Source organism: Mesorhizobium sp. 113-3-3, from assembly GCF_016756495.1.
Taxonomy (GTDB): Bacteria; Pseudomonadota; Alphaproteobacteria; order Rhizobiales; family Rhizobiaceae; genus Mesorhizobium.
The window spans coordinates 295,288-318,355 of record NZ_AP023244.1 but is presented as its reverse complement, the minus strand read 5'-3'; the positions used below and the strand labels follow the sequence as shown (position 1 = coordinate 318,355).

General features: G+C 62.3%; 14 protein-coding genes and 1 pseudogene. 9 read left to right on the top strand and 6 right to left on the bottom strand.

The features are described from left to right. Positions 1–7 precede the first annotated feature (7 nt). Genes JG746_RS35610 through JG746_RS35600 form a run of 3 tightly spaced genes read right to left on the bottom strand, consistent with a single transcriptional unit; the run spans position 8 to position 2,162 of the window. Positions 8–610, bottom strand: a complete 603-nt coding sequence (locus JG746_RS35610) for a DUF1788 domain-containing protein (protein WP_446721240.1) — start codon at positions 608–610, stop codon at positions 8–10. Positions 611–621: 11 nt separating this feature from the next. After that, a complete protein-coding gene (locus JG746_RS35605; RefSeq protein ID WP_244731023.1) occupies positions 622–1,239 on the bottom strand; it encodes a DUF1819 family protein in 618 nt (205 codons plus the stop codon). Next, a complete protein-coding gene (locus JG746_RS35600; protein ID WP_199202185.1) occupies positions 1,239–2,162 on the bottom strand; it encodes a helix-turn-helix transcriptional regulator in 924 nt (307 codons plus the stop codon). Before JG746_RS35600 ends, JG746_RS35605 begins: the two co-directional genes overlap by 1 nt. A 291-nt stretch (positions 2,163–2,453) precedes the next feature. Here JG746_RS35600 and JG746_RS35595 point away from each other — a divergent pair, with 291 nt between their 5' ends. From JG746_RS35595 to JG746_RS35585, 3 genes are read left to right on the top strand one after another with little or no spacing between them, the layout of a single operon-like run. Beyond that, positions 2,454–5,108, top strand: coding sequence for a PD-(D/E)XK nuclease family protein (locus tag JG746_RS35595; protein WP_199202184.1), 2,655 nt, complete (start codon positions 2,454–2,456; stop codon positions 5,106–5,108). Then, positions 5,105–8,500, top strand: a complete 3,396-nt coding sequence (locus JG746_RS35590) for a UvrD-helicase domain-containing protein (protein WP_199202183.1) — start codon at positions 5,105–5,107, stop codon at positions 8,498–8,500. The genes JG746_RS35595 and JG746_RS35590 overlap by 4 nt, the downstream gene beginning before the upstream one ends. A 14-nt stretch (positions 8,501–8,514) precedes the next feature. Further along, positions 8,515–11,856: a DEAD/DEAH box helicase gene (locus tag JG746_RS35585; RefSeq protein WP_199202361.1), complete on the top strand. Its 3,342-nt coding sequence runs from the start codon at positions 8,515–8,517 to the stop codon at positions 11,854–11,856. Between the two features lie 109 nt (positions 11,857–11,965). Here the strand turns inward: JG746_RS35585 and JG746_RS35580 are convergent. Continuing rightward, positions 11,966–12,174, bottom strand: a pseudogene (locus tag JG746_RS35580) (AAA family ATPase); the annotation flags it as partial. Between the two features lie 393 nt (positions 12,175–12,567). Further along, the gene (locus tag JG746_RS35575; RefSeq protein ID WP_199202181.1) at positions 12,568–13,716 is read right to left on the bottom strand and encodes an RHE_PE00001 family protein; all 1,149 of its coding nucleotides are present in this window, start codon (positions 13,714–13,716) and stop codon (positions 12,568–12,570) included. A gap of 353 nt (positions 13,717–14,069) precedes the next feature. Here JG746_RS35575 and JG746_RS35570 point away from each other — a divergent pair, with 353 nt between their 5' ends. Together JG746_RS35570 and JG746_RS35565 are read left to right on the top strand one after the other, a co-directional pair. Next, positions 14,070–15,167, top strand: a complete 1,098-nt coding sequence (locus JG746_RS35570; protein ID WP_199202180.1) for a hypothetical protein — start codon at positions 14,070–14,072, stop codon at positions 15,165–15,167. Positions 15,168–15,176: 9 nt separating this feature from the next. Next, entirely contained in the window at positions 15,177–16,346 is a 1,170-nt protein-coding gene (locus tag JG746_RS35565) for a site-specific integrase (RefSeq protein ID WP_199202179.1), read from the top strand. A gap of 935 nt (positions 16,347–17,281) precedes the next feature. Here JG746_RS35565 and JG746_RS35560 read toward each other — a convergent pair. Then, a complete protein-coding gene (locus tag JG746_RS35560) occupies positions 17,282–17,812 on the bottom strand; it encodes a hypothetical protein (protein ID WP_202359574.1) in 531 nt (176 codons plus the stop codon). Between the two features lie 345 nt (positions 17,813–18,157). Here JG746_RS35560 and repA point away from each other — a divergent pair, with 345 nt between their 5' ends. From repA to groES, 4 genes are all read left to right on the top strand, one after another. Then, positions 18,158–19,372 carry a plasmid partitioning protein RepA gene (gene repA, locus JG746_RS35555; protein WP_199202177.1) on the top strand — a complete coding sequence of 405 codons (1,215 nt, stop codon included), beginning with the start codon at positions 18,158–18,160 and terminating at the stop codon, positions 19,370–19,372. Continuing rightward, complete coding sequence (gene repB, locus JG746_RS35550) at positions 19,369–20,364, top strand: plasmid partitioning protein RepB (protein WP_199202176.1); 996 nt, start codon at positions 19,369–19,371, stop codon at positions 20,362–20,364. The genes repA and repB overlap by 4 nt, the downstream gene beginning before the upstream one ends. Before the next feature lie 156 nt (positions 20,365–20,520). Beyond that, complete coding sequence (gene repC / locus JG746_RS35545) at positions 20,521–21,726, top strand: plasmid replication protein RepC (protein WP_199202175.1); 1,206 nt, start codon at positions 20,521–20,523, stop codon at positions 21,724–21,726. Between the two features lie 1,040 nt (positions 21,727–22,766). Continuing rightward, on the top strand, positions 22,767–23,063 hold the full coding sequence (groES, locus tag JG746_RS35540) for a co-chaperone GroES (protein ID WP_006203049.1): 297 nt from the start codon (positions 22,767–22,769) through the stop codon (positions 23,061–23,063). The last annotated feature ends 5 nt before the right edge of the window (positions 23,064–23,068 follow it).

The following is a 23,068-nucleotide window of genomic DNA, read 5'->3' as shown; positions in this document are numbered from 1 at the left end:
GTCCCCCTCAGATTTCGTAATGCATTATATTGAACGCACGGTAGTATTTGTCGTCACGCAAAATGCCAAACAGGTCGAGCGACGCACCCGTGGCCAAGCCATGGGTGTAGGTCCCCGGAAAGAACATCACCGTCGGTTTTTCCTTGGCCGTGCTTTGGAGATTGTTGAGCACGTTGTGCGACCGGATGTAAGGGTAGACTTCGCCCACCCCTGACAAGAACAGAACATCGAACTCCTGGTCCGACAAGCGCGCGCCGATTTCAGGAATCAAGTGCGTTTCGGGATCGAGAACCCCCTGAAGGAGCTCCTTGAGCTCGTCCTTACTGATGCCGGGCTCGACCGCGAGAACCTCATCCCAGATACCCCTCTCGCGCAGCAGCGCGATGCTGAGATCGTACAAGTTGATCTCGAACGCTCGCACCCCTCGGCTTTCCAACTGATTGATGAGACTCGCGCGCATCGCCTCCATGGCTACGGCCTCATCCGCCGGATATGGGCAGATAAAGAACGGCACCTCATTTCCCAGACCCTGCTTCTTCAGAAAGCGCTGACTCGCGATCACCTTGAGCAGTCGCTCGAACCGGTCTTTCGGAACCACAGCCATTTCCATTCGCGTCATCGTCAATTTCTCCCCACCTGCCGTTCGGCGCCCGGGAAGAACCGAAGTTCGTCGGAATGATCGGCCTGTATAGTGGTCAACACCCGGGCCGACAGCATCGCGCCGAGGATCCGACCATCCGGAGACAGGATCTCAGCCTCCCGCATGAGGCGAAAGAGAACAGCGCGCAGCTTGGCTCTCGTCGTGTTCGACAGGCCTGCCAGCTTCTGCGACCATTCCGCCTTAGCCGCCAAGAAAGTATCGAAGTCATCGTAGGCGAGATCGGTACGGAGCGACAGAAAGCGCTCGTTCAGCACCTCCACCGCGAATTCTCCGATGAACCGGTAAGCGCGGCAGCTAGCAAGCCATAGCAGCGCTGCCTGCTCGCTCCGCTCTCCGTCAATAAGGAGCGCTAGCTCATCGGCGGAAAGCCGGGTCAGCCGGTTAACGATCTCACGAATCGAACGCTGTGCCGAGCTCGCCTTCCGCACCGGGAATGCGCCACTCTGTCGGGCCTTCACAGCCGTCGCATCCCAGCTTTCAGCGGGCGCATGCACACGAGCGACGGCAACACTCTCATTTATGAACAGCCCGCCCGTCCCGAAGGACATGAGGTAAGGTCGCTGTGCTGCGCTCTCCATCAAGCATTCCCGCTGACTGTTGGAGCTTGCTCGACTTCCCCGAACTCGAATTCGGCACGCCTTAACGCCCGCTCAGTCTCGTGCGCATTCAGCGCCACAATATGCTGCGCACGGGGATCTTGCTGGCTCGCATCCCCCAAGAGACCCAAGCGTTTGAGCACATAGAATAGCATCGCGTAGCGAACCGTCAGAACGGCGCGCTCGTTGGTCATGCCGTAGTCCTTGGCCACCACTGCACGCTGGCTCAATGTCAGACTCGGATGAGGGCCGATCTCAATGTCAAAGGTCTTCTTCCATAGCGCGTCTTGATCGCCAGTTGGACCGGGAACGTCCATATTGCGTACGCCGAGAATGCGAGGCAGCAGGAAGTCCTTGAACTTGTCGTCGATATGACAATAGGCGCGAGCGTGCCAACGAAAGCCGTCATAGCCGAAGGCATGCGGTGTCATCCGGCGCCACGTCGGATCGGTACGCCTACTGCTCATCGACTGGTAATGGACCTCGATCGAGCGGTTTTCGCGGACAGCACCAAGGATCGCTTTCAAAACACTTGAATCAACTTCGCGGTGCGGTGTCAGCGCTATGTCGGTCTCGGGGGGATGGGCAATCCAGGATTCGCCCGGATCGGCCAGCCCCTCTCCTAGCGAGCGCAAGCGCGAAAGATAGCTATCGGGATCGGGCTTCAGGAAAATCGGCGAAAACTGCGGGCTTGCGACATAACGCTTGGCACTCTTGTCATAGATTGCATTCTCCGGCGCACGCTCCTGATAGAGCGTCAAATCCTTGGACGCCTGCGGAACGGACACATCGAACATCCCGATGATGTCGGAGCGATTGACCCCGCCTTCCCAGAACAGGCGGAACTCGATGAATTCGAGGCGGCGCTCCACGCCCCATTTCAGCACCGTTGCGCCTTCTGACATGCTTACTCCCATTTTCTTCCAGATACGGATAAAAACTATATGGACATATCGAATTTACCCGTGTAACGAATATTCCCATCTCAGGCGGCCGTCAATGGTGATGGGCGAGAGCTTCGCGAGGGAAGGCAATGCCGAAGCATAGTCCAAACCGTGAAGTGATCAGCAAGAAAGCGGCGACCGCAGCCTCAAAGGTTCTGCGAGATCCCAACAGCAGCAGCGCTGCCAAGAGCGCGGCAGCGTCGGCGCTGGCTCTGCGACCGAACAAGAAGTAACCCGGGCAAGGAGAATGAGATGGCCGCAGCGAGTCGATCCACCCTTATCGTCCACGGCCGTCTCGCCATGCGGGAGGGCCGCCTCGCGGCGGCTCGGGACGGTCATCATGGCCTTCAGATCATGTCTTTCGAGCAGGCAGCAGTGCGACTCGCCGGCGGCTTCGCGCGTCCGATCGACGCCGATACGCTACGCTCGGCCATCCAGGCGGTCCTGCCCACGACGCCGATGGGAGAGTTGGAAAGCATTAAGGCACTTCCCGGCATGATCGACGCGGCCGCCGACACGCTACACAAGGCCTGGCGTGCGGGCATTCACCTGGCAGCTCGCGCGGCAGACCATCCGCGACTTGAGGCCATCGCTCGGCTGGAAGCTGCTGTCCTCGATCAGCTTCCGCCCGGCATGATGCGCCCGATTGACATCGTCGCCGCCGCGACCAGCCGCATCGCCCATGCGCCCGCCGTTCTCGGCCCGATGGAGATCGCTGGCCTCACCGAGTTGTCGCTCTGCTGGCGGCCATTGCTGAAGGGGCTCGTCGCACATATTCCAGTGCAATGGACGGCCGGACCGCGAGCCGTCCCCGCCTGGCTGCCAGCCACCGGCGTCAACATTTCGCGCGGCGCGCCCGAAGCGCCGGCACTCAGTTCCATCAGTGCGGCGACAGCCTATCACGAAGCCATCGAGGCCATGCGCTGGGTGCGGTCGCTGCTGGCCTCGGGGGTTGCGGCTTCCAACATCGCCATCGCCACCGCCTCGCCCGCGGACTACGACGATCACTTCCTGGCGCTACGCGCCGACACCAATATTGACCTACATTTCGTTCACGGCGTCCGGGCGGTCACCACGCGTGAGGGACAGGCGGCCGCGGCGCTCGCCGACATCGTCGTGCGTGGGCTGTCGCAGTCGCGTCTGCGCCGTCTCGTAGCGCTGTGCCGGGATTCTGGTCCCTTGGCCTCCCTCCCTGAAGGCTGGCTGCGCGTTCTGCCGAGCGATGCTCCTTTGTCCACGCGTTCCGCCTGGAACCGCCTGTTGGCGCGTCTCAAGCCGAACGATTGGTCCGATGGCATGGACCACGTTCCCGCGCTGCGCGCTGTGGTCGATCTGCTGGGAAAGGGGCCGGCCGCGGCGCAGCAAACGGGCGAAGCCTTCCTGAAGGGTCGCGCCTTGTCCATCTGGCGCAAGGCGCTGCTGGCAGGGCCTGCCGCGTCGATCGACAGCACACTCGAGGCGCTGAAACAGGATGATGGTCTGGAGGCTTGCGTCTCCGTAGCCTGGATGCCGGCCAGCGCGCTGGCCGCATCACCCCGGCGTTTCGTTCGGCTGATCGGCCTTAACTCCTCACGCTGGCCTCGCGGGATCGCCGAGGACCGGTTGATCCCCGATCACATCATCCCCACCGCAGAGCTCGACCCGCTTCCCGTCAACCTTGCCGATCGCCGCGATTTCGAGACCATCCTCGCCACCACGAGCGGCGAAGTCTCCCTCTCCCGCGCCCGGCGCGATAGCGACGGTCGACTGCTTGGCCGAAGCCCCCTGCTCGCCGCCTATGGCGACGAAACCTATCTGCGCCGCAACGCCGTTCCCGCGCATGCCTTCAGCGAGACCGATCGATTGATGGCGCGGCCGCAGGAATTCGCAGGCGATCCGCGGGCATTGAGTGCGCGTGCCTGCTGGCGAGACTGGCGCCTCGCCGAGATGACATCCCATGACGGCCTGGTCCGGCCTGATCATCCCCTCATTCTCGCGATCCTCGACCGAACCCAGTCGGCGAGCTCTCTCAAGATGCTGCTGCGCAGTCCGCTCGGTTTCCTCTGGCGCTATGCCCTCGGCTGGAAGGCCCCGCAAAGCAGCACCGAACCCCTTGTGCTCGACGCGCTGCAAGCCGGCGATCTCATCCATCTCGTGCTCGACCGCGCTTTGCGAATCCTCGAAGTGACTGGCGGCCTGGCGGCGGCCGATACATCGGCCATCGAGGCTGCCGTATCCGAGGCCGCCGGTGCGGTGTCTGCCGAATGGGAAAGCGAGCGCCCCGTTCCCCCCGCTGTTATCTGGGGCCGCACGCTCGGCGATGCCCGAGTTCTTGCCGGGCAGGCGCTCGCCTATGGCGACGATCATCTGCCGGGCAGCCGATCCTATGGGGAAGTCCCGTTTGGCGGATCCGAGCCGAAGTCAGAGGCGGCACTTCCCTGGGACGCGAGTACGCCGGTGACCATCCCGGACACCGGATTTCGCATCGCAGGCTACATCGACCGGCTTGACATTGCTGGTGACGGCAGCCGGGCACTCGTGCGCGACTACAAGACCGGCAAGCCACCCAAGGGCGATATCCGCCTGAACGGTGGGCGGGAGCTTCAGCGCTGCCTCTATGCTTTCGCCGTCAAGGCGCTGCTGGGCGACCACATCGCGATCAGCGCCTCCCTACTCTACCCGCGTGAACCGCTGGATCTCCAGCTTGACGACCCCGAGGCCGTACTGGCCGAGATCTCGGGTTTTCTGCGCGCGGCGCGAGTGACGTTCGCGAGCGGCGCTGCGCTGCCGGGTCCGGATACCGGAGGCGACTATGACGATCTCGCCTTCGCCCTGCCGGCAAACGCTGGCGCCACTTATTGCAAACGCAAGCTACCCGCCGCGACCGAGCGGCTCGGCGATCTCACTCAGGTTTGGGAGGCGGAATGATGAGCAGCATGAAGATCCTCAAGGATGACGGCGCCCGGCGCGATGCGATCAGCTGTCATGATCGCTCCATCCTGGTCGAAGCCGGCGCAGGATCGGGTAAGACCGCTGTGATGGCCGGGCGTATCGCCGTCATGCTGGCGCAGGGCGTCGCGCCGCGCGCGATCGCTGCGGTCACCTTCACCGAACTGGCCGCGAGCGAACTCCTTTCGCGCGTCCGGGATTTCGTCGCCGATCTGGCCGCAGGCCATATCGCACCCGAACTGCGCATCGCCCTGCCCGACGGCCTCTCGCCCCCACAGCGCGACAATCTGATCTCGGCCAGCGCCGCGATCGACGAGATGACTTGCTCGACAATCCACGGCTTCTGCCAGCGGCTGATCAAGCCCTACCCGGCGGAAGCGGATATCGATCCGGGCGCCGCCGTCATGGACCGCAATCAGGCCGATCTCGCCTTCCTCGAAATCGTCGATGGCTGGCTGCGCGAGCGCTTGTCCGGCGACCAAGACGGCATCCTGGCTGAGATGGTGCTGCATAGCCCGGGCGAAACCGTAGCGCTGATGCACAAAATCGCTGAAGCTCTCCGTCGCCGCAGAAGCCTTGTGGCGCCGGCGGTGACCCCGCTCGCTGACCATCTTCAGACATTTCGGCTGGCAGCCGCCCACCTCCTGGCATTCATGCAGACGGCGGGCGTTCATGAGCCAGAAACGGAAGTTATAGCCTCGCGCCTGTCCGAAATGGCAGCGGCTCTGCCGTCCGCTACGGACGCCGCCACGCCCGCAGGCCTGGTAGGATTGCTGGTCTCCTGCCCACATCCGGACCTGTGCACCAAGTCGGGCAGCTTCTCCTCCTACCGAAAGAAGGGCAAATGGGCCGCCGCCGCCAAGCAGGCGGGCCTTTCCAAGGCGGACGGCGACAGGCTGAACGACGCGGCCGGTGGGCTGTACGAGGCCTGCTGCACCGCCTGGACCGTGCTGCTTCAGGCCGCCTCCGCTCAAGTGCTGTCGGCGTTGATCGACGAAGCCCGGCCCATCCTGCAACGCTACCGCGAACACAAGCGCGCAAGCGCCCAGCTCGATTTCGACGATCTCATCCACGCCGCGCGCGACCTGCTGCGCGATCATGGGGCCGTGCGGCAGGCGCTCGGACAGCGCTACGCACGGGTTCTCGTCGATGAGTTCCAGGACACCGATCCGCTTCAGGCGGAAATCTTCTGGCGCCTGTGCGGAGATCCCGGCGACGATCCGCAGGACTGGACCAGCTTCCGAATCCGCCCCGGCGCCCTTTTTCTCGTCGGCGACCCCAAACAGGCGATCTATCGCTTCCGTGGCGCGGACGTCGGCGCCTATGTCCAGGCCCGCACTGCCTTTTCGATTCAGGACGCGGATGGCCTTGTGTCGATCTCGACCAATTTCCGCTCCCGCGCTTCGATCCTCACCTTCGTCAACGAACGGTTCGAGGCCATCCTGTCGGCCGATGGTCAGCCCGGCTTCACTGCGCTCGATCCTTTCCACGACGATCGCGACGATGGCCTTTGCGTCGCCGCGCTGGACATCGCTGTGGCCGACGAGAGCGGCAAGGCCAGCGCCGAGCAACAACGCGACGCCGAGGCCGACGCAGTGGCTGAACTCTGTGCCCGGATGATCGGCAGCCATCCCGTCCTCGACCGCAAGACCGGCGAGGACCGCCCTTGCCAGCCCGGCGACATCGCTCTGCTCGCCCCGACCGGCGCAGACCTCTGGCGGTATGAGGAAGCTCTCGAGCGACGCGGTATCCCGGTCGCGACCCAAGCCGGCAAGGGACTGTTCCGCCGGCAAGAAGTGCAGGACCTCATCGCATTGACGCGGACGCTCGCCGATCGCCGCGACACGCTGGCGCTCGGGGCGCTGCTGCGTGGCCCATTGGTAGGCATCAGCGAAGAAGATTTGCTCGACATCGTCTGGACTCTTCCGCGGTCCGAGGAGGATCCCGACCGGACTCCGCGCTTCGACCTCGGCGTCGATCCCGCGACAATCAACCATCCGCTGGCCCGCGATGTTATCGAACGGCTGCAGGCGCTCCAACGGCGCGGCAACAGCACGACGCCGCACGACCTTCTTTCGCAGGCGGTGGACGTCTTTCGAGTCCGACCGATTCTCTTCGACCGTCATCGAGGTCAGGCCGAGCGCGCACTCGCCAATGTCGATCTTTACCTCAGTCTTTCGACCAGCTTCGCCGTGCGCGGCCTGCGGGCCTTCTCCGAGGCAATGACCGCTGCCTGGACCGAGGAGGCCCGCGCGGTCGAAGGCCGCCCCGATGCGCAGGAGGAAGCCGTCGCCCTCTACACCATTCACGCGGCGAAGGGCCTCGAATGGCCCGTCGTCATTCCCATCAACACCATGACAGGTGTTATGGCGCCCGACAGCGCCGTGATCGATCGCCTGACCGACACCTTCTACTGCCCGATCCTCGGCGTTCCGCCATCCGGCTACGACATGGTCCGCCAGGCTGAGAAGGATGAGCTGGATCGCGAGCGGGTTAGGCTCTGGTATGTCGCAGCGACACGTGCTCGGGAGCTCCTGGTGCTGCCGCGGCTCGATGTGGTGCCTTCCAAGTCGGCCTGGATCGGTCTGGTCGATCTGTCGCTCACCGCGCTTCCGGCCCTCGACGCGTCGCATCTGCCCCTCGATCCGATTGCAGTGAGAGTTGATGAAGGCAATGATCAGACGCGCGAGCAATTCGCCGTCGAGGCCAGCGCGATCGCCAGCCGGCAGCTTCGCCTGACATGGCTTGCGCCGAGCCGCGACGAGAACGCGACCAGCCCAGTGCTTCAGTCAGAGGAACCAGACGTCTGGGTCGGCCCGGAGGATGGTCCGGCGCCCGAGCTCGAAACTTCTGCACTGATCCAGGGCGGGCGCGAACGCGGTCTCATCCTGCACAAGCTCATGGAAGAGGTGCTCACCGGAGAATGTGACGAAGCTGCAGGGACGCTCCGCGCGCGGGCCGAAGCTCTCATCCGTGCGCTCGGCAAGGCCCCTTCCCCCGATCCGACGAACGGGCTCACTGCCGACGAACTTGCGCTTTGTGTCACACGGACACTGGCCCTGCCTGAGATCGCTGCCCTGCGGCCTGCGCTGCTCGCCGAATTCCCGATCTATACCCTTCGTCGTGGAGATGCCGAACTCGTCGCGACCGCCGGCATCGCGGATGCTCTGACGATCGCTCCGGACGGCCGACCGTTGGTGGTTGTGGACTGGAAGAGCGACGTGAACCCCGGCCCGCAGACGCTCGATCATTATCGGGCTCAGGTTCGGGCCTATCTCGACATGACCGGCGCCGAACAGGGCCTGATCGTTCTGATGACGAGCGCGAGGGTCATCCACGTCATGCCCTCGCCCCAGACGATGGCGGCCTGATGGAGGGCGCCACCATGGTTTCGCGCACACGCGCCGCCCGTCCGCGCCAGGACGATCTCTTCAACCCGGAGATCGAACTGCTCCTCCCAGCGCGGCTTGCAGTCGAGGGCAAGGTGCTGGGAAGCCCGGTGCGGCAGTTGGCGGTTCCGGCCCTGCGCGTGCGTTGCCGGTTGCGGCCTTTTTCGATCCGCCGCGTGGCGGGTCATGAAACCACGCTCCCTTCCGGCGAGACGCTGAAGATCATTAGTGCGAAGACCGCGACGCCGTTGGAGGCCGATCTTATTCTGCTGGTTCGTGGCGTGACTGAGCCGGAGCGGATCGCCGAGGCGCTCGACCTCGGCGAAGGTCGATGGATGAATGCACTGCCGACCCGGATCGAGGTGCTGGACCGCCCTGCGCGCGTAGAGCGGCTGACTGCGGTATCGGCATCGTGGACGGATGCCGTTCATTTGCGTGAAGGACGAGCCGCCACCGCTGGCCAGCCGGCGCGGCCAGGGTTGCGGCGTCCGCAGATTGGCGCGCTTCACGCGGCTCTTGCCCATGCGACGCGGTCGACCGATCCGGCGACCATCGTCATGCCGACCGGCACCGGCAAGACCGAAACCATGCTCGCGCTCAATTCCCACCAGCGCTTCGAGCGCCTGCTCGTGGTGGTGCCGACAGACGCCCTGCGCGAGCAGATTGCCGGCAAGTTCGAGACCTTCGGTGTGCTGCGGCAACAGCAATGCCTGGAAGATAAGGCGGCCCTTCCCTTGGTCATGCGCCTCTCGCACATTCCGACCACCGCGGCGGAGGTCGATGAGATCTTCGACAGCGCCAATGTCGTCGTCACCACGATGCAAATTGCCGGCCGCGCCGAAGCGGCGGTGCAGGAGGAGATGGCGGCACGCGCCTCAGCGCTGTTCATCGACGAAGCGCATCACATCGGCGCCCCGACCTGGGCCCGCTTCCGCGGCCTGTTTACCGACCGTGAGCCGCCGCTCCCGATCGTCCAGTTCACCGCCACGCCTTTCCGTGAGGACGGTCGGCGCGTCGATGGCGAGTTCATCTACACCTATCCGCTTAAGAAGGCGCAGGCCGAAGGCTATTTCAAGCCGATCCGCTTCGAGGCGGTGTTCGGCCTCGACCAGGCGGACGCCGATTTCGCCATCGCGGAGAAGCTTGGCGAAATCCTTCAGGGCGACCTGGATGCCGGACTCAATCATCTCGCCATGGCGCGCTGCCAGACCATCGAGCGCGCGAAGGATCTCCACCAGCTCTATAGCGCGATATATCCAGAATTCCGGCCAGTCATCGTTCACAGCCAGCAGCCGATCCGCGAGCGACGCGCGAACCTTGCCGCACTGCGCCGCTTCGACAGTCGCATCATCGTCTGCGTCGACATGCTGGGCGAAGGATTCGATCTGCCAGAACTCAAGATCGCGGCTCTGCACGACCCGCACAAGAGCATTGCCGTTACCATCCAATTTGTCGGCCGCTTTACCCGCCAGGACCCGCGCCTGGGCGATGCGACCGTCATCGCCAACACCGGTGTGGACGACATCGATCGATCCTTGGCCAAACTCTATGCAGAGGACGCCGACTGGAACGCACTGGTTGAAGCGCTCAGCACTGCAAAGATCGACCGCCAGGTCCGCCGCGCCGAAATGTTTAAGGGATTCGTTGGCGATCTCAGCGACATTCCCTTACAGACGCTCGAACCCAAGATGAACGCGGTGGTTTATCGCACGAACTGCGATGGCTGGGAGCCGCTGCGAGCGGAGGATCTGTATAATCCTGGCGTTTATCTGGGCATGAAGGTCAACCCTCACCAGCGCGTCGCCATCTTCGTTACTCGTTCCGAGGAACAAGCCGGCTGGACGACTGCTCAGCATGCGACCAACGTCATTTGGGACCTGCATATGATGCATTGGGATTCCGATCGGCAGCTTGTCTATATCAGCAGTTCGGCTAAGGGCCCCTATGACCGGCTGGCCAAGACGGTGTGTGGCGACACAACGCGCCGCGTCGAAGGCGAGGAAGTCTTCCGCAGCTTGCATGGCTTCAATCGCCTCATCCTGCGCAACCTCGGTCTGACCCACCACCAAGGCCGTGGCGTTCGCTACTCCATGTATATGGGCGTCGATGTCGCCGATGGCCTCGACACGGCCAAGTCCCAGTCGCGTATCAAAAACAATGTCTTCGCGACCGGTTTCCTCGATGGCGTTCCTGCCTCACGCGGCTGCTCGGCGAAAGGTAAGTTCTGGTCAATTTCTCCGGTCCGCGATCTGACCGATTGGGTTGAGTGGTGCGCGGACATCGGCAAGGCGGTGAATGATCCGGGGATCACCACCGACACCGTGTTCAAGAGCGCGATGCGGCCCCGCCAGATCAGCGAACGCCCCGCTGTGCCGCCGGTCGCGATCCACTGGCCGGAATCGCTGCTGACACAGATCGAGGACCGTATTGAGATCAGTTTCGGCGACGAGGCTGTGCCCTTCGCCGAATGCGACATCGAGCTGCTGGATCATGAACGCACCGGGCCGCTGCGCTTTGCGGTGCGCAGCGATGGTTACGTCGCCGAGTTCGAAATCATGTTTGCCGAGGGCGGCGCGCGTTATCCGCAGCGTTCGGGTCCGAAGGCAACCATCAAGGTTGGTGGTAAGGTGAAGCCCCTGTCGGAATCCTTCGGCGAGGACTCCCCACAGATCGACTTTGGGGACGGCTCGCTGCTGATCTACAGCCACCTTTACGCGTTGCCTGACGGCGTCGTTTCTGAGCCCTATCCCGTGGGCGGGATCGAGCCGTGGGATTGGTCGAAGACCAACATCCGGGCCGAGGCGCAAGGGCCGGAGAAGCGGATGGACTCGGTGCAGCGGCGCGTCATCGAAACCTTGCTCGAAGAAGGCAACGCCTATGATCTCATCTTTGACGACGATGGTGCCGGTGAGATCGCGGACGTGGTCACGCTTCGTGTGACCGAAGGCCTCGTTCAGGTAACTCTCCACCACTGCAAATATTCCAGCGCGGAAACGCCGGGCGCCCGCGTCAAAGATCTCTATGAAGTCTGCGGCCAGGCCCAGAAATCCGCGCGTTGGCGCGATCGTCCCAATCGCATGTTCACGCATATGCTGAGACGGGAGAAGCTCCGCCTGGAAAAGGGTCAGACCTCTCGCTTCGAACAGGGAAACGCGGCTTTCCTCAAGAAGCTGAAGGCGAGCTGGCAGGACTACCGATATGAATTCGATGTCCGCATCGTCCAACCCGGTCTGTCGCGGGCAGCCATCACCGAAGAAGGCCTGCATCTCTTGGCTGCGGTCGAGACATATCTGCTGGAGACCCGAGCGATGAAACTGCGGGTCATCGGCAGCGCCTGATCCGCCACATTCCCGATTGTCTAGATAGCTGCACAGTCCCTGCCAACTGAGCTGGACCAGACCGGGGTAGCGGGCCGAATCCAGGATCACCCTGTCATGGCGGAGCAGCCGGCACCCTGCCCGTTATTTCGGAGCGGGCCAGTGGCAGCATCTGGAGGGTTCCATCCGTCCAGCCAGGCTGTCGGCGACCCCGGGGCAAGTGAGCACGTTGGCGGAGCCGGTCAGCAGAAAGCGGCCGGGGCGGTAGTCTTCGTCCACCGTCTTCTTGATCGCCAGCAGGAGGTCGGGCGCCCGCCGGATCTCGTCGACGATGGCCCTGTGTCGCTTTTACTTGCCGATTTCAATCGCCCGAACGTCATATGCCGGTTAGGTTTGCATGCTGTCAGAGGCGCAAATTTTCGCTAACGATTTCAATGACCGCTCGATTGCATATCGATTGCGCTCGCAAAAACTGGTTTACCCATTTCCGCCGCCATCTGGCGTGAGAGCGCTTAGGCCACCGCAGTTCCTGCTGGACGCCAAACGGCAGTGGTTTACTCCCGAGGGTACCAGCTGGGCGCAAATCCGCACAAGCGCCGGGCCGATCGCGTCGCGCCGCGGACACTTTTCCTCGGTGGCAACCGGTCGTGCCAAGATCTGCGCGCTGCCGGTCGAGGTCCGGGCCGCGCATCGACAGCAGCCTTGGCCGCCCGCTGCCGGGACCAAGCGCTATCAGAGGATTCCCCACGCCCGGTAGCGTCCCCTGCCCGTGATCTCGCGCAGGCCGAGTTCGGCGACGAGATTAAGCGCCCCGCGCGTCGTCACCTTCAGGTCCTTTTCGATCATCGCGCTGGAGACGAGCGGCCGTGCGAGCACGAGGTCGACGAGTTGCGGCAGCTTCGAATGTCCCCGCCGGCCGCGCAGGCGGCGCCCCATCTGCTCGCGGGCGAGCATCAGCCGATCATGTTCCTTCAGCCCGGCCATGGCCGCTTCGGTGACGCCCTCCAGAAACCCGATCAGCCGCGCCGTCCCGTCGCGGGCGCGCCGCCTTTCGCGCGGAATGGCGCGCAGCCCGGTGTTGAGACAGACCAGGTGGGCGCTCGTTTTTCGGGCCTGCCTGAGCATGGCGCCGACGAGCAGGTTTCCGAGCCAGGGCAGATGCTGCAGCGGTTCTTTTGTTTCCCACGCATCCCATAGCAGGGCGGCGCTCAGCACGGGCGGCTTGCCGGTGGTCCGGTTCAACACGGCCCGCCACTCCGACAGCCGTTCGTCCTCGTTCCAGTCCAGATCGTAGACGAGCGGACTTTTTTCGCCCATCGGTACCTGCTGCGGTCGCGACACCGGCGCGGCGGCGAGCCCGTCGAGCACATTGCGCGTGCGATCGAGCAGCGCATCGATGGCGGCAAATTCGCCGCCGAGGCCATCGTTCAGATCGTCGTTGGCCGGCTCGTCCGCCGCTTCATCGCCGCCGCCCATCGCCGCCGCCGCATGACTCTCCGGTGGCAGAGCGTCCTGAGTGCTGGCGCCACGCCCGCGCAATTGTCCTAGGCCGTTCGGGCTCAGTGCCCAGTCCGGCCGGTTGGCAACAATCAGCCGCCGTGCCCGCAGCACGGCATGGGCACGGGTGAGTTCGTGGGTCGGCGTGCGGATGTCCATGTGGGTGTCGTGCAGGACCAGATCCTCGACATGGACAAGCTCGCCCTCGAGCCACAGTGCGGCGGCGGCGTCGTAGAAATGCGTGCGCGCGACAAAACCCTCGCGCACCGCACTTTTGGCCAGCCGCTCATCGAGGCGCGCCAAACAATCCTCCGCGGTGACGAGCGGCCCCGCAAGCTCGCGCCACGGGATCGCATTGGTAGGATCAAAGTCAAAAAGAGTCATCGGGCGTCGTTCCGGCCTTCGCCCTGCCGCTGCCAATTGAAATTCTTAGGTAAAAATCGGCGCACCCGCTCGCGGGCCGCCGCGAGCCTCTCCTGATGCAAACTGGCGACTTCGTAAGCCATTGATATCGCTTTAGCCGATTCGCCGTGCTGAAGCTATTGTACACTTTACTTCACTCACACTGGGTCTCTCAGCGGCGTATTATCACTATCGATAAGTACCTCTTATCGATAGTGATTGTTTTCGCGGCGCAAATCAGCCAGAATCGCCCTTCAGATGCCCGCTGGCGACGTTCGGCACGGGCTAAAAAGCAAGGCGCGGGCGTTTTGCCGCGCAAAAAAGGGCCGCCCGGCATGAGCGAAGAAAAACCCGTCCGCCTGCCCGACGCCGCAACCGTCGAGGCCGTGCTCGCCAGCCTCAATCCCGCCTCGGCCGACGCCGAGCTCGTCCCTGCCCTCGCCAACGCTTTTCCAGGCTTTGATTTCACGACCGCGGCGGTCGACGATTTTTACTGGCGCGGCGATGCCCGCACGGTTCTTGCCGCCGACGGCACGCGCATCGGCGACCACCGTGCCTGGGTCGAACGCGAGCTGGAAGAACTCAGCGGCGACCTCATCGCCTTCTGGAACCGGTATCGTACGGGCGCGCTGAGGTTTGCCGAATGGCGCGGCACCTCCGTCGTCGCCTTCGCGCCGACCGGCCCGGGCGTCGCCGATTTTGTCCAGCTCTCGCTTGGCCGCGAGATCGAGGTTCTCGCCGGCCCGGTGGTCGATCCCGATTATCGCCCTTATAGCGCCGACGATCTTTTGGACCCGTCCTGGGTGCGGCGCGAGCCAGCCACGGACGCGCCGCTGCTTTCCGGACCGCTCTACAGGCTGGGCGGCCGCGCCGCCGGCGGCATCGTTCACATGCGCAGTTTCCTGGCGCGTCGGGCGCGCATCGAAGCAGAACAGCGGCAGGCACAGCGCCCGGAACTCGAGGCCCGCATCATCCGTCAGGTCGGCCCCGACGGCACACGCGACACCGCGTTTTTGGACGCCAATCCGGACTGGTTCGATTTCGTGCCGCGCGAGAACCGCTTTTTTGCCGACTGGGAGCGGTCGAGCGCCTGCACCCACCGCATCTTTCACCATTGGGCCTTCGACATCCACGATCTTGAGCATGGTGGCCGGCGCGAGATCGGTTTTATCCCGCGCCCGCTCAAAATGCCTGCCGAGAAGCTGGTGTTGGAAGACGGCCTTTCGGTGCACCGCCTGATGGAGCGGACCGAGGCGATCGATACCGAGATTGGGCTCCGCTTCGCCTGGTTTTTTCTGATGACCCACGGCCACTGGGTCGATCCGGACGTCGGCGAGGCGATCGCTGAAGGCGTGCGCCAAGGACGGGTGCGTTTGCCCCGTCGAGACGCCGGCGTCCTGCTCGCCTGGGCCGACCGGCGCTATCTGTTCTGAGCGGTCGCCATGGACCTTCGCCTGCCAAAACCCGTATCAGACCAAAAACTGCGCCGTGCAGAGGCGCTTGACGCACTGGATTCGGTGCTGCCCTTCGACCGCCGCGACCGCCTGGCCGAGCTCCTCTCCGACGATGACGTCGAGACGCTGCGCCACCTCGCCAGGGAAGGGATTGGCGACAACTCTCTTCGGGCGCTCGCTTCCGACCTTGGCTATCTCGAGGCCTGGTGCCAGGCGTCCACTGGACAGCCCCTACCCTGGCCGGCGCCGGAGGCGCTTTTGATAAAATTCGTCGCGCATCACCTCTGGGATTCTGCGAAACGCGAAACCGATCCGGCGCACGGCATGCCGGCCGACGTCGCGGCGACGCTGAAATTGCAAGGGCTTTTGCGCAGCGACGGACCGCATGCGCCGAACACGGTGCGCCGGCGTATGGCCAGCTGGTCGACGCTGACGCAATGGCGCGGCTTTGCGGGAAAATTCAATGCGCCGGGGCTGCGCAGCGCCTTAAAACTCGCTGTCCGCGCCAGCCCGCGGCCGCGCGGACGAAAAAGCCAGAAGGCGGTGACGGCCGACATTCTGGGCGCGGTCCTCAAAACCTGCGCCGGCGACCGCCTTGTCGACCTGCGCGACCGCGCCGTGCTGCTCGTCGCCTTCGCCTCCGGCGGCCGCCGTCGCAGCGAGGTTGCGGCCCTGCGCGTCGAGCAGATCGTTGCGCAGGATCCGGTCCCGGCCGATCCGAAGGATCCTGAAAGCCCATCGTTGCCTTGCCTGAAAATCCGGCTCGGCCGAACCAAAACCACCGAGGCCGACGCGGACGCTTTTGTCCTGCTGGTCGGACGGCCCGTGCTGGCGCTGCAGGAGTGGTTGGAACGATCGGCGATCACAGAAGGTTCAGTGTTTCGCGGCATCGACCGTTGGGGCCATCTCGAGCGAAAGGCCCTCACCCCACAAGCCGTCAACCTGATCCTGAAACGCCGCATCGCCCAGGCCGGGCTCGATCCAAAGCTTTTTTCCGCCCACGGCCTGCGCTCCGGTTTTCTGACCGAGACCGCCCGCCGCGGCATTCCGCTGTCGGAAGCCATGCAGCAATCGCAGCATCGCTCCGTGCAACAGGCATCGCGTTATTACAACGACGCCGAGCGCCAATTGGGACGCGCCGCGCGGCTGATCGTCTGACCTGCCCACGCATCGCATGAGCGTCGTGTTGGACGGCCTGGACATTGGTTCGCCCGCGCCGGTGCCGATAACTGATGATCTTGTCGGATCTCGCAAGCTGCTACTCAGTGCGAAGCAGTCTGTCTGTACCTATTTCTCTAAAAACGACCCCTCGGCGCTGCAATAGTCGGGTTGCGCGCTCGGGCAGCCATATCGCTACGTGAGATCGCTACCAACTCGAGCACCTGCATGAGCGAACCCCATGAGCGACTGCAAATTGGTCGGACGCATCAGTCAGAAACCTGCTCGATCCAGCCCCCCGGGTTGGTCTCGTCGCCGAACCGCCCGCCACCTGACGAATGACCAAAGGACGTTGTCCTCGCTTCAGATCAGCCTTCAGTCTTTGATCCGCGGCTGACCGTCGACATCTTCGAACCGCTTGTACACGGCCCAGGCATCGGCTGGAACGGCGCTGCCAGCCCGCGTCAGCCAAGCCGCGCGATCAGCCTCGGAAAGTGAGTTCACCACACCATTCCGGCGGTTTCATCGGGCGTCGGTTCCCGGTCATGCTCGGTTTTCATGCCTTCGATGATGCTCGTCGAGACAAGCATTGCAGCCACCGTCTATGCCCCATGGAGCGGATCGAGCCCCCCTCTTCGTGATCTGCACCCATGTCGCTCTCGGGGCCTAGGTAGACGCGCTTGCCGTCGGCGTCCGCTCCGATAGTGACCTCTGGTTGATCTCGCCGACCAAATCGACCAAAATTCCTCCAGATGTCGCCGGCGATGACAGTCGGCCTTGCCACCGATACGCGTTTCTTTCGCTCTGCCGAAGAGAGCCTTGCCTGACCACGGGACCCCTCTGCCCGACCGCGCTTCCGTCGAAACCGAGCTCGCATCTGTGAAGTAGCAGTCGGTCGACGCCAAGCTCGCCCCTGCCCTCAATAAGGCCCCTTTCTAGGCTTTGCCTTCACCGTCGTGACGATCGACGATCCCAATTGGAGGAATCCTCACGCTGTTGTCGCTGCCGACGGCAATTGTTGCGGCAACCACCGTGCCCTGGATCGAAGGGAGCTGATCGAACTCAACGGCGACCTCACTGCCTTCTGGAACTGGTATCGGCGAGGACAGGAAAAGCTTCGCCGAATGGCGCGGCGTCAGCGCCTTCGCCTTTGGGCCGACCGGGCCGGGCGTCGCGGACTTCGCCGACCTGGGTGCGGCGCGAGCCTGTGATCGACGCGCGCGCTTGCCGGACTCGTATACCGGCTGCCCGGCCACGCCGGTGGCGGCATCGTCCACATCACGCCGTGCTGTTCGGCTGAAAATGCTCCCGCCGGGCTCCAAATGCCTCTGACACGCAAATTCGCGCTTCCCGTCGACACGAGAGGCAGAGCAACTTTCCGCGATGTCAGAGGCTGTAAAATTCGACGCATGTTTTGGCGCGAACGCAATACTCATCGCGCGAACCCAGCCTCCCGGCTTGACCATAAGTTTGCCCCAGTGCGTTGTCGCCGCCTTCTCGGCTAATTGCCCGGCGCGATCTAGCGACGACTTCGCGCAGTCACCAGCCGGCCGGGCCGGCGAGCAGCACAATAGCGGCGGTGCCAGAACGTCGAGTTGGCCGCGGCCAACTTTGCACTTTGACCATGACGGAGGCACTATTGGCGGCAAGCGATTCTCCAGAAATAAGCAGTTGGCCGCGGCCAACTTTGACCGTGGTTCGCCGGAAACCGTTGAATCCCAAGGGTTCTTGGCATGGTTACCGAATCGTGCCATTTTCAATACGGTTTTTTAGCAATTCGCCGCTAAAAAGCGCATCGAAAGGGGAAATCGATGTTGCAGACTCAAAACGTATCGACGGCCATTTCTTCCGACGCGCGGATTGCTCATCATGCGCGCCAGCTGTCCATGCAGCTGCAGCTACTGCGAGAGCGCCTGTTCCCACCGTCCTCCCAGAAGATGTTGAAAACGTTCACCTCCGGCGAGGCCGCTCAGCTCGTCGGAGTATCAGACGGCTATTTACGGCAGCTTTCCATAGATGGCAGAGGCCCTACGCCTGAGGTGTCCCAGACGGGACGACGTTCGTACTCTCTCTCCCAAATTCATGAGTTGCGTCAATACATGGCTTCTATCAAGCCGAAGGATGCACTCACTTACCTTCCGTGGCGGCAGAGAGGTGAGAAGCTCCAGACGATTGCCGTCGCCAACTTCAAGGGCGGTAGTGCAAAGACAACGACGTCCATCTACCTCGCACAGTATCTTGCTCTGCAGGGATATCGCGTTCTCGCGGTTGATCTCGACCCGCAGGCTTCGTTGTCGTCGATGCTCGGTGTTCAGCCGGAGTTCGATCTCGCGGAAGGCGATACCCTCTACGGTGCGATCCGTTACGACGAGAAACGGCGGCCGCTGAAGGAAATAATCAGAAAAACGTACTTCGCTGGCCTCGACCTCGTTCCCGGAAATTTGGAACTGATGGAGTTCGAACACGAAACCCCGACTGCGCTGATGGGGCAGCGGAAACCAAGCAATAGCGGAATCTTCTTTCGGCGCGTCGGCATGGCCTTAGCCGAAGTTGAAGCCGATTATGATATTGTGGTGGTCGATTGCCCGCCGCAACTCGGATACCTGACACTCGGTGCGGTTTGTGCAGCGACATCGCTTCTCATCACCGTCCATCCTCAGATGGTCGACGTGGCGTCAATGTCGCAGTTTCTGCTCATGACTTCCGACCTTCTGTCGGTCGTCCGGAACGCAGGCGGCGATCTAAACCACGATTTCATCCGGTATGTCATAACGCGCCATGAGCCGCATGATGGTCCGCAAGCACAGATCGTTGCCCTGTTGAGAAGTCTCTTTGGGGAAGAGGTTTTGGCGGCGACAGTCTTGAAATCGACGGCGATCGCCGATGCCGGGCTTACGAAACAGACACTCTATGAGATCGAACGTGGACAAGTTCGCCGCTCGACATTCGACCGGGCACTCGAATCTCTTGATGCAGTCAACGGGGAAATCCTCGGCGACATCGAAAAGGCATGGGGGAGGTCATGAGCAGGCGAGACGTTCTGAACGGAATATTTGCCGATACGACGCGAGAGTTGGCCGCGGCCAACTTTTCCAGAGAGACGGATAGCGGTCGTGTTCTGGCGGGGCCTGTAAGGACGATGGGACTTGCCCTCGACCGCATGGACCAGGAAGCCAGAGAACTTCAAGAAGCCTTGAAGTCCGGCGAGAGGGTTGTCGAACTCGATCCCGAACTCATTGACGGTTCATTCGTGCGTGATCGTCTCGACGGCGAGGTAGCCGCTACGGACGATATTGTGAGGTCGATCGAGGAAAACGGCCAAGAAGTGCCCATCCTCGTCAGGCAGCACCCCGATATCGAAGGACGATATCAGGTTGCCTATGGCCATAGGAGGCTTCGTGCTGTCCGGCTCCTGAGGCGGAAGGTAAGGGCGGTTGTCAGGCCATTATCGGACAATGAACTCGTAGTCGCGCAAGGTATCGAAAACACCGCGAGAAAGGATCTCTCTTATATCGAGAGAGCCGTCTTTGCCCTAAGCCTCGAAACACACGGCTTCGGCCGCGATCTGATCATGCAGGCGTTAAGCACTGACAAGACGGAACTGTCGAAACTGCTGTCCGTCGCCAAGGGCATTCCAGACAGCCTGGTCAAAGTCATCGGTGCCGCACCCTCTATGGGCCGTCGCAGGTGGATGGATATTGCCGAAAAGATCACTGATCCCAAAGCGCTAGAAGCCGCCAAAAATGCCATCCACAGGCCTGAGTTCGAGGCCTTGGGCTCGGACGAACGCTTCATGATGGTTTTGGCTGAAGTTTCGAAGAAGCCGCAGCGAGAACAGATCAGGGAGTGGAAACCGAACGGCGGCAAGGTCGCGGCAAAGATCAAGGACACCGGGAGGGCCTATACGCTCTCCCTCAAGACTGCCGGAGCCGATGAAGGTTTTGGCGGATATCTGACAGAACGGCTGGACGATCTCTATGCCGACTGGCAGGCAAACAGAAAATCGAAGCAGGAGTAAACCGCAAAAGAAAAAGGCCCCCAAACGACCTTAGCCGTGGAAGCCTCTTTCAAAGTTGTCGCAAACTGAGAATCGCATTTCCACGAATCACTGTCAAGAGTCTAGGCGTCGATTCGGCGAGCGGATTTCTTTTGCCTAATTGAAGGCGAAGGAAAAATGGAGACGGGTATTGCAACGACGCCCTTTGGGCGGCGGCCGATGTCGCTTGCCATGCTGGCATCGCAAAACGATTCACGTGAAATCCCCAAGGGCAGGGTCGTCGACAAATGGCAGATCTACCGCAATCTCTGCGAGGGCAAGAGCATCGTCGGCATCGGCGATCGCGCTTTGGCCGTGCTCAATGCGTTGCTATCATTCTATCCCGACAGCGAATTGAGCGAGGAAAACGATCTCATCGTCTTTCCCTCGAACGCACAGCTGTCGCTTAGGGCGCACGGGATGCCGGAGCCCACGGTCAGGCGGCACCTGGCGGCTCTTGTTGACTGCGGGCTGATCATCCGTCGGGATAGCCCGAACGGCAAGCGTTACGCCCGCAAGGGCCGGGGAGGGCAGATCGAGGAAGCATTTGGCTTCTCCCTGGCTCCGCTGCTGGCCCGTGCTTACGAGTTTGAGGCCGCGGCCGAGCGTGTTCGTGCCGGCAACCGGGCGCTCAGGCTTATGCGCGAGCGGATCACCTTGCACCGCCGTGACATCCACAAGCTGATCGAAGCGGCCGTTGACGAAGATGTCCCGGGCGACTGGGGAGGCCTGTGGAAGCGTTTCCGCGGCGTTGTGGAGGCAATCCCGCGCCGAGCCTGCATTGCCGAGCTGGAACCGATCGTGGCTGAGCTTGCCGCATTGCATGACGAAGTGGATAAGCTGCTGGAAATTCACATGAAATCTGCAAATCCGAGCGGCAATGACTCTCAAAATGAGCGGCAGCAATCTGATTCAAACACCGACTCTATTCTTGAATTTGAACCTGCTTTAGAGAAAAGCGAGGCGACGGCCGAGCCCAGGACGAGGACCGCGGAGGCGCCGAAAACATACCCGCTGGGGATGGTGCTGAAGGCCTGTCCCGAAATTGCGGATTATGCCGTCGACGGGATCGGCAATTGGCGCGATCTCATGATAACGGCCGCCCAGGTGCGGGGTTTTCTGGGGGTTTCGCCTTCAGCGTATGAGGAGGCTTGCCATGTGATGGGCCAGGAGACCGCGGCGATCGTGATTGCCTGCATTCTGCAACGGGCGCAGCACATCAACTCGGCTGGCGGTTATATGCGGGTACTCACCGAAAAGGCGAGGGGAGGGGAGTTTTCGGTTGGACCGATGCTGATGGCCGCGCTGAAAGCCAATGGGACGACCTCAAGGATGACAGGATGACTCGCGGCCTGTCATATATCCGGATGGTGGCCCCTCGGGCCGCGGTCATCGGCTTGCTGGTCGCAAACCGTCTCCTGCTGACAGCGAAACCGAACCAGGACCCTCGGTGCAAGACGGATCCGTCGAAAACTGGCTTTTGAGAAGGCCTGTCGGGTCCGGTTTTCAAGCTAAGTCTGAGCACCAGGTCAGCCGGTATTATGTCGCGGGGGATGGCAACGAAAAAGCGCGGCGGATCTGCCCCGGCATGGTCTGCTTTCGGTTGAACGCCGACCCGAAGGATATCCGCCCAGCGCGCTTCGCCGAATTTGTAAACGGCTAGCTCCAGCGACGCCCCTGGCGAGGGGCCGGCCTTCACTGCCATCGCCGCCGGTTGCGCGGCCGAGAAATGTTGAAATTTCCACAATTGACGATAGTCTAGACGCGTCAAAGGCGGGGTCAGAATTGCGTAGGGGGAGATATCATGGAGTATAGATCGCAAATTCCTAATAAAGCTTCTTCTGTATCTACCCATGTCCCTTGAGAAGAGATGGCCGAAATATTGGGTATCGATCCGTGGGAGGAGCCAGTTCGCGCCCGCGACGCGGTTCGCAGTCATCTCGATCGGCTGGTGTGGCTCCTGACTACGGGACTTTTCAAAGACTGACGGCAAAAGCGCTCATAGAATCGGCGCGAATTCTTTGCCGGTTGATGGACCAAATCCGCAGCCGTTGCGCTCGGATGGAAAGCCGTGAAGCTTCCGCTTCGTGTTGCCGTCCGGTGTACAAGGAGTTTCTGACTGTCTGAACGTATGATCGAATGCGGTCTTCGGTCAGGCCTTTGAGCGCGGCACTTGTCGAAGCTGCTGGTCGGTATGGTGATCTGCGGATCGGGTGCAAATCTCACGTGCGTGCTTGTTTTACTCTTCACTCGTCTCCTCTTCCGTCTTGACTAGTACCAGCCGACCGCCTATCCCACCGTCGCGTTAGCACTCGCGTGTGGCGAGTGCTAACGGGCTCCGGCGACGGAGAACCAGTCAACATCCGCACCAGGGATATCCAAAAATGGCAAAGTCGAAGTTCCGCCCGCTTCATGACCGCGTGGTCGTTCGCCGGGTTGAATCCGAATCCAAGACCGCCGGCGGGATCATCATCCCGGATACGGCGAAGGAAAAGCCGCAGGAAGGCGAGATCATCGCCGTCGGTTCCGGCGCCCGCGACGAAGCCGGCAAGCTCGTCCCCCTGGACGTCAAGGCTGGCGACCGCATCCTGTTCGGCAAGTGGTCGGGCACCGAAGTCAAGCTCAATGGCGAAGACCTTCTGATCATGAAGGAATCCGACATCATGGGCATCATCGGCTGAATATC

Excerpts from the sequence above, each read along its gene's own strand:
- JG746_RS35565 (WP_199202179.1), top strand. The coding sequence starts at position 15,177 with ATGGACCTTCGCCTGCCAAAACCCGTATCAGACCAAAAACTGCGCCGT.
- JG746_RS35585 (WP_199202361.1), top strand. The coding sequence starts at position 8,515 with ATGGTTTCGCGCACACGCGCCGCCCGTCCGCGCCAGGACGATCTCTTC.
- JG746_RS35570 (WP_199202180.1), top strand. The coding sequence starts at position 14,070 with ATGAGCGAAGAAAAACCCGTCCGCCTGCCCGACGCCGCAACCGTCGAG.
- JG746_RS35575 (WP_199202181.1), bottom strand. The coding sequence starts at position 13,716 with ATGACTCTTTTTGACTTTGATCCTACCAATGCGATCCCGTGGCGCGAG.
- repA (WP_199202177.1), top strand. The coding sequence starts at position 18,158 with ATGTTGCAGACTCAAAACGTATCGACGGCCATTTCTTCCGACGCGCGG.
- JG746_RS35605 (WP_244731023.1), bottom strand. The coding sequence starts at position 1,239 with ATGGAGAGCGCAGCACAGCGACCTTACCTCATGTCCTTCGGGACGGGC.
- JG746_RS35610 (WP_446721240.1), bottom strand. The coding sequence starts at position 610 with ATGGAAATGGCTGTGGTTCCGAAAGACCGGTTCGAGCGACTGCTCAAG.
- groES (WP_006203049.1), top strand. The coding sequence starts at position 22,767 with ATGGCAAAGTCGAAGTTCCGCCCGCTTCATGACCGCGTGGTCGTTCGC.
- JG746_RS35590 (WP_199202183.1), top strand. The coding sequence starts at position 5,105 with ATGATGAGCAGCATGAAGATCCTCAAGGATGACGGCGCCCGGCGCGAT.
- JG746_RS35560 (WP_202359574.1), bottom strand. The coding sequence starts at position 17,812 with ATGGTCAAGCCGGGAGGCTGGGTTCGCGCGATGAGTATTGCGTTCGCG.
- JG746_RS35600 (WP_199202185.1), bottom strand. The coding sequence starts at position 2,162 with ATGTCAGAAGGCGCAACGGTGCTGAAATGGGGCGTGGAGCGCCGCCTC.
- JG746_RS35595 (WP_199202184.1), top strand. The coding sequence starts at position 2,454 with ATGGCCGCAGCGAGTCGATCCACCCTTATCGTCCACGGCCGTCTCGCC.
- repC (WP_199202175.1), top strand. The coding sequence starts at position 20,521 with ATGGAGACGGGTATTGCAACGACGCCCTTTGGGCGGCGGCCGATGTCG.
- repB (WP_199202176.1), top strand. The coding sequence starts at position 19,369 with ATGAGCAGGCGAGACGTTCTGAACGGAATATTTGCCGATACGACGCGA.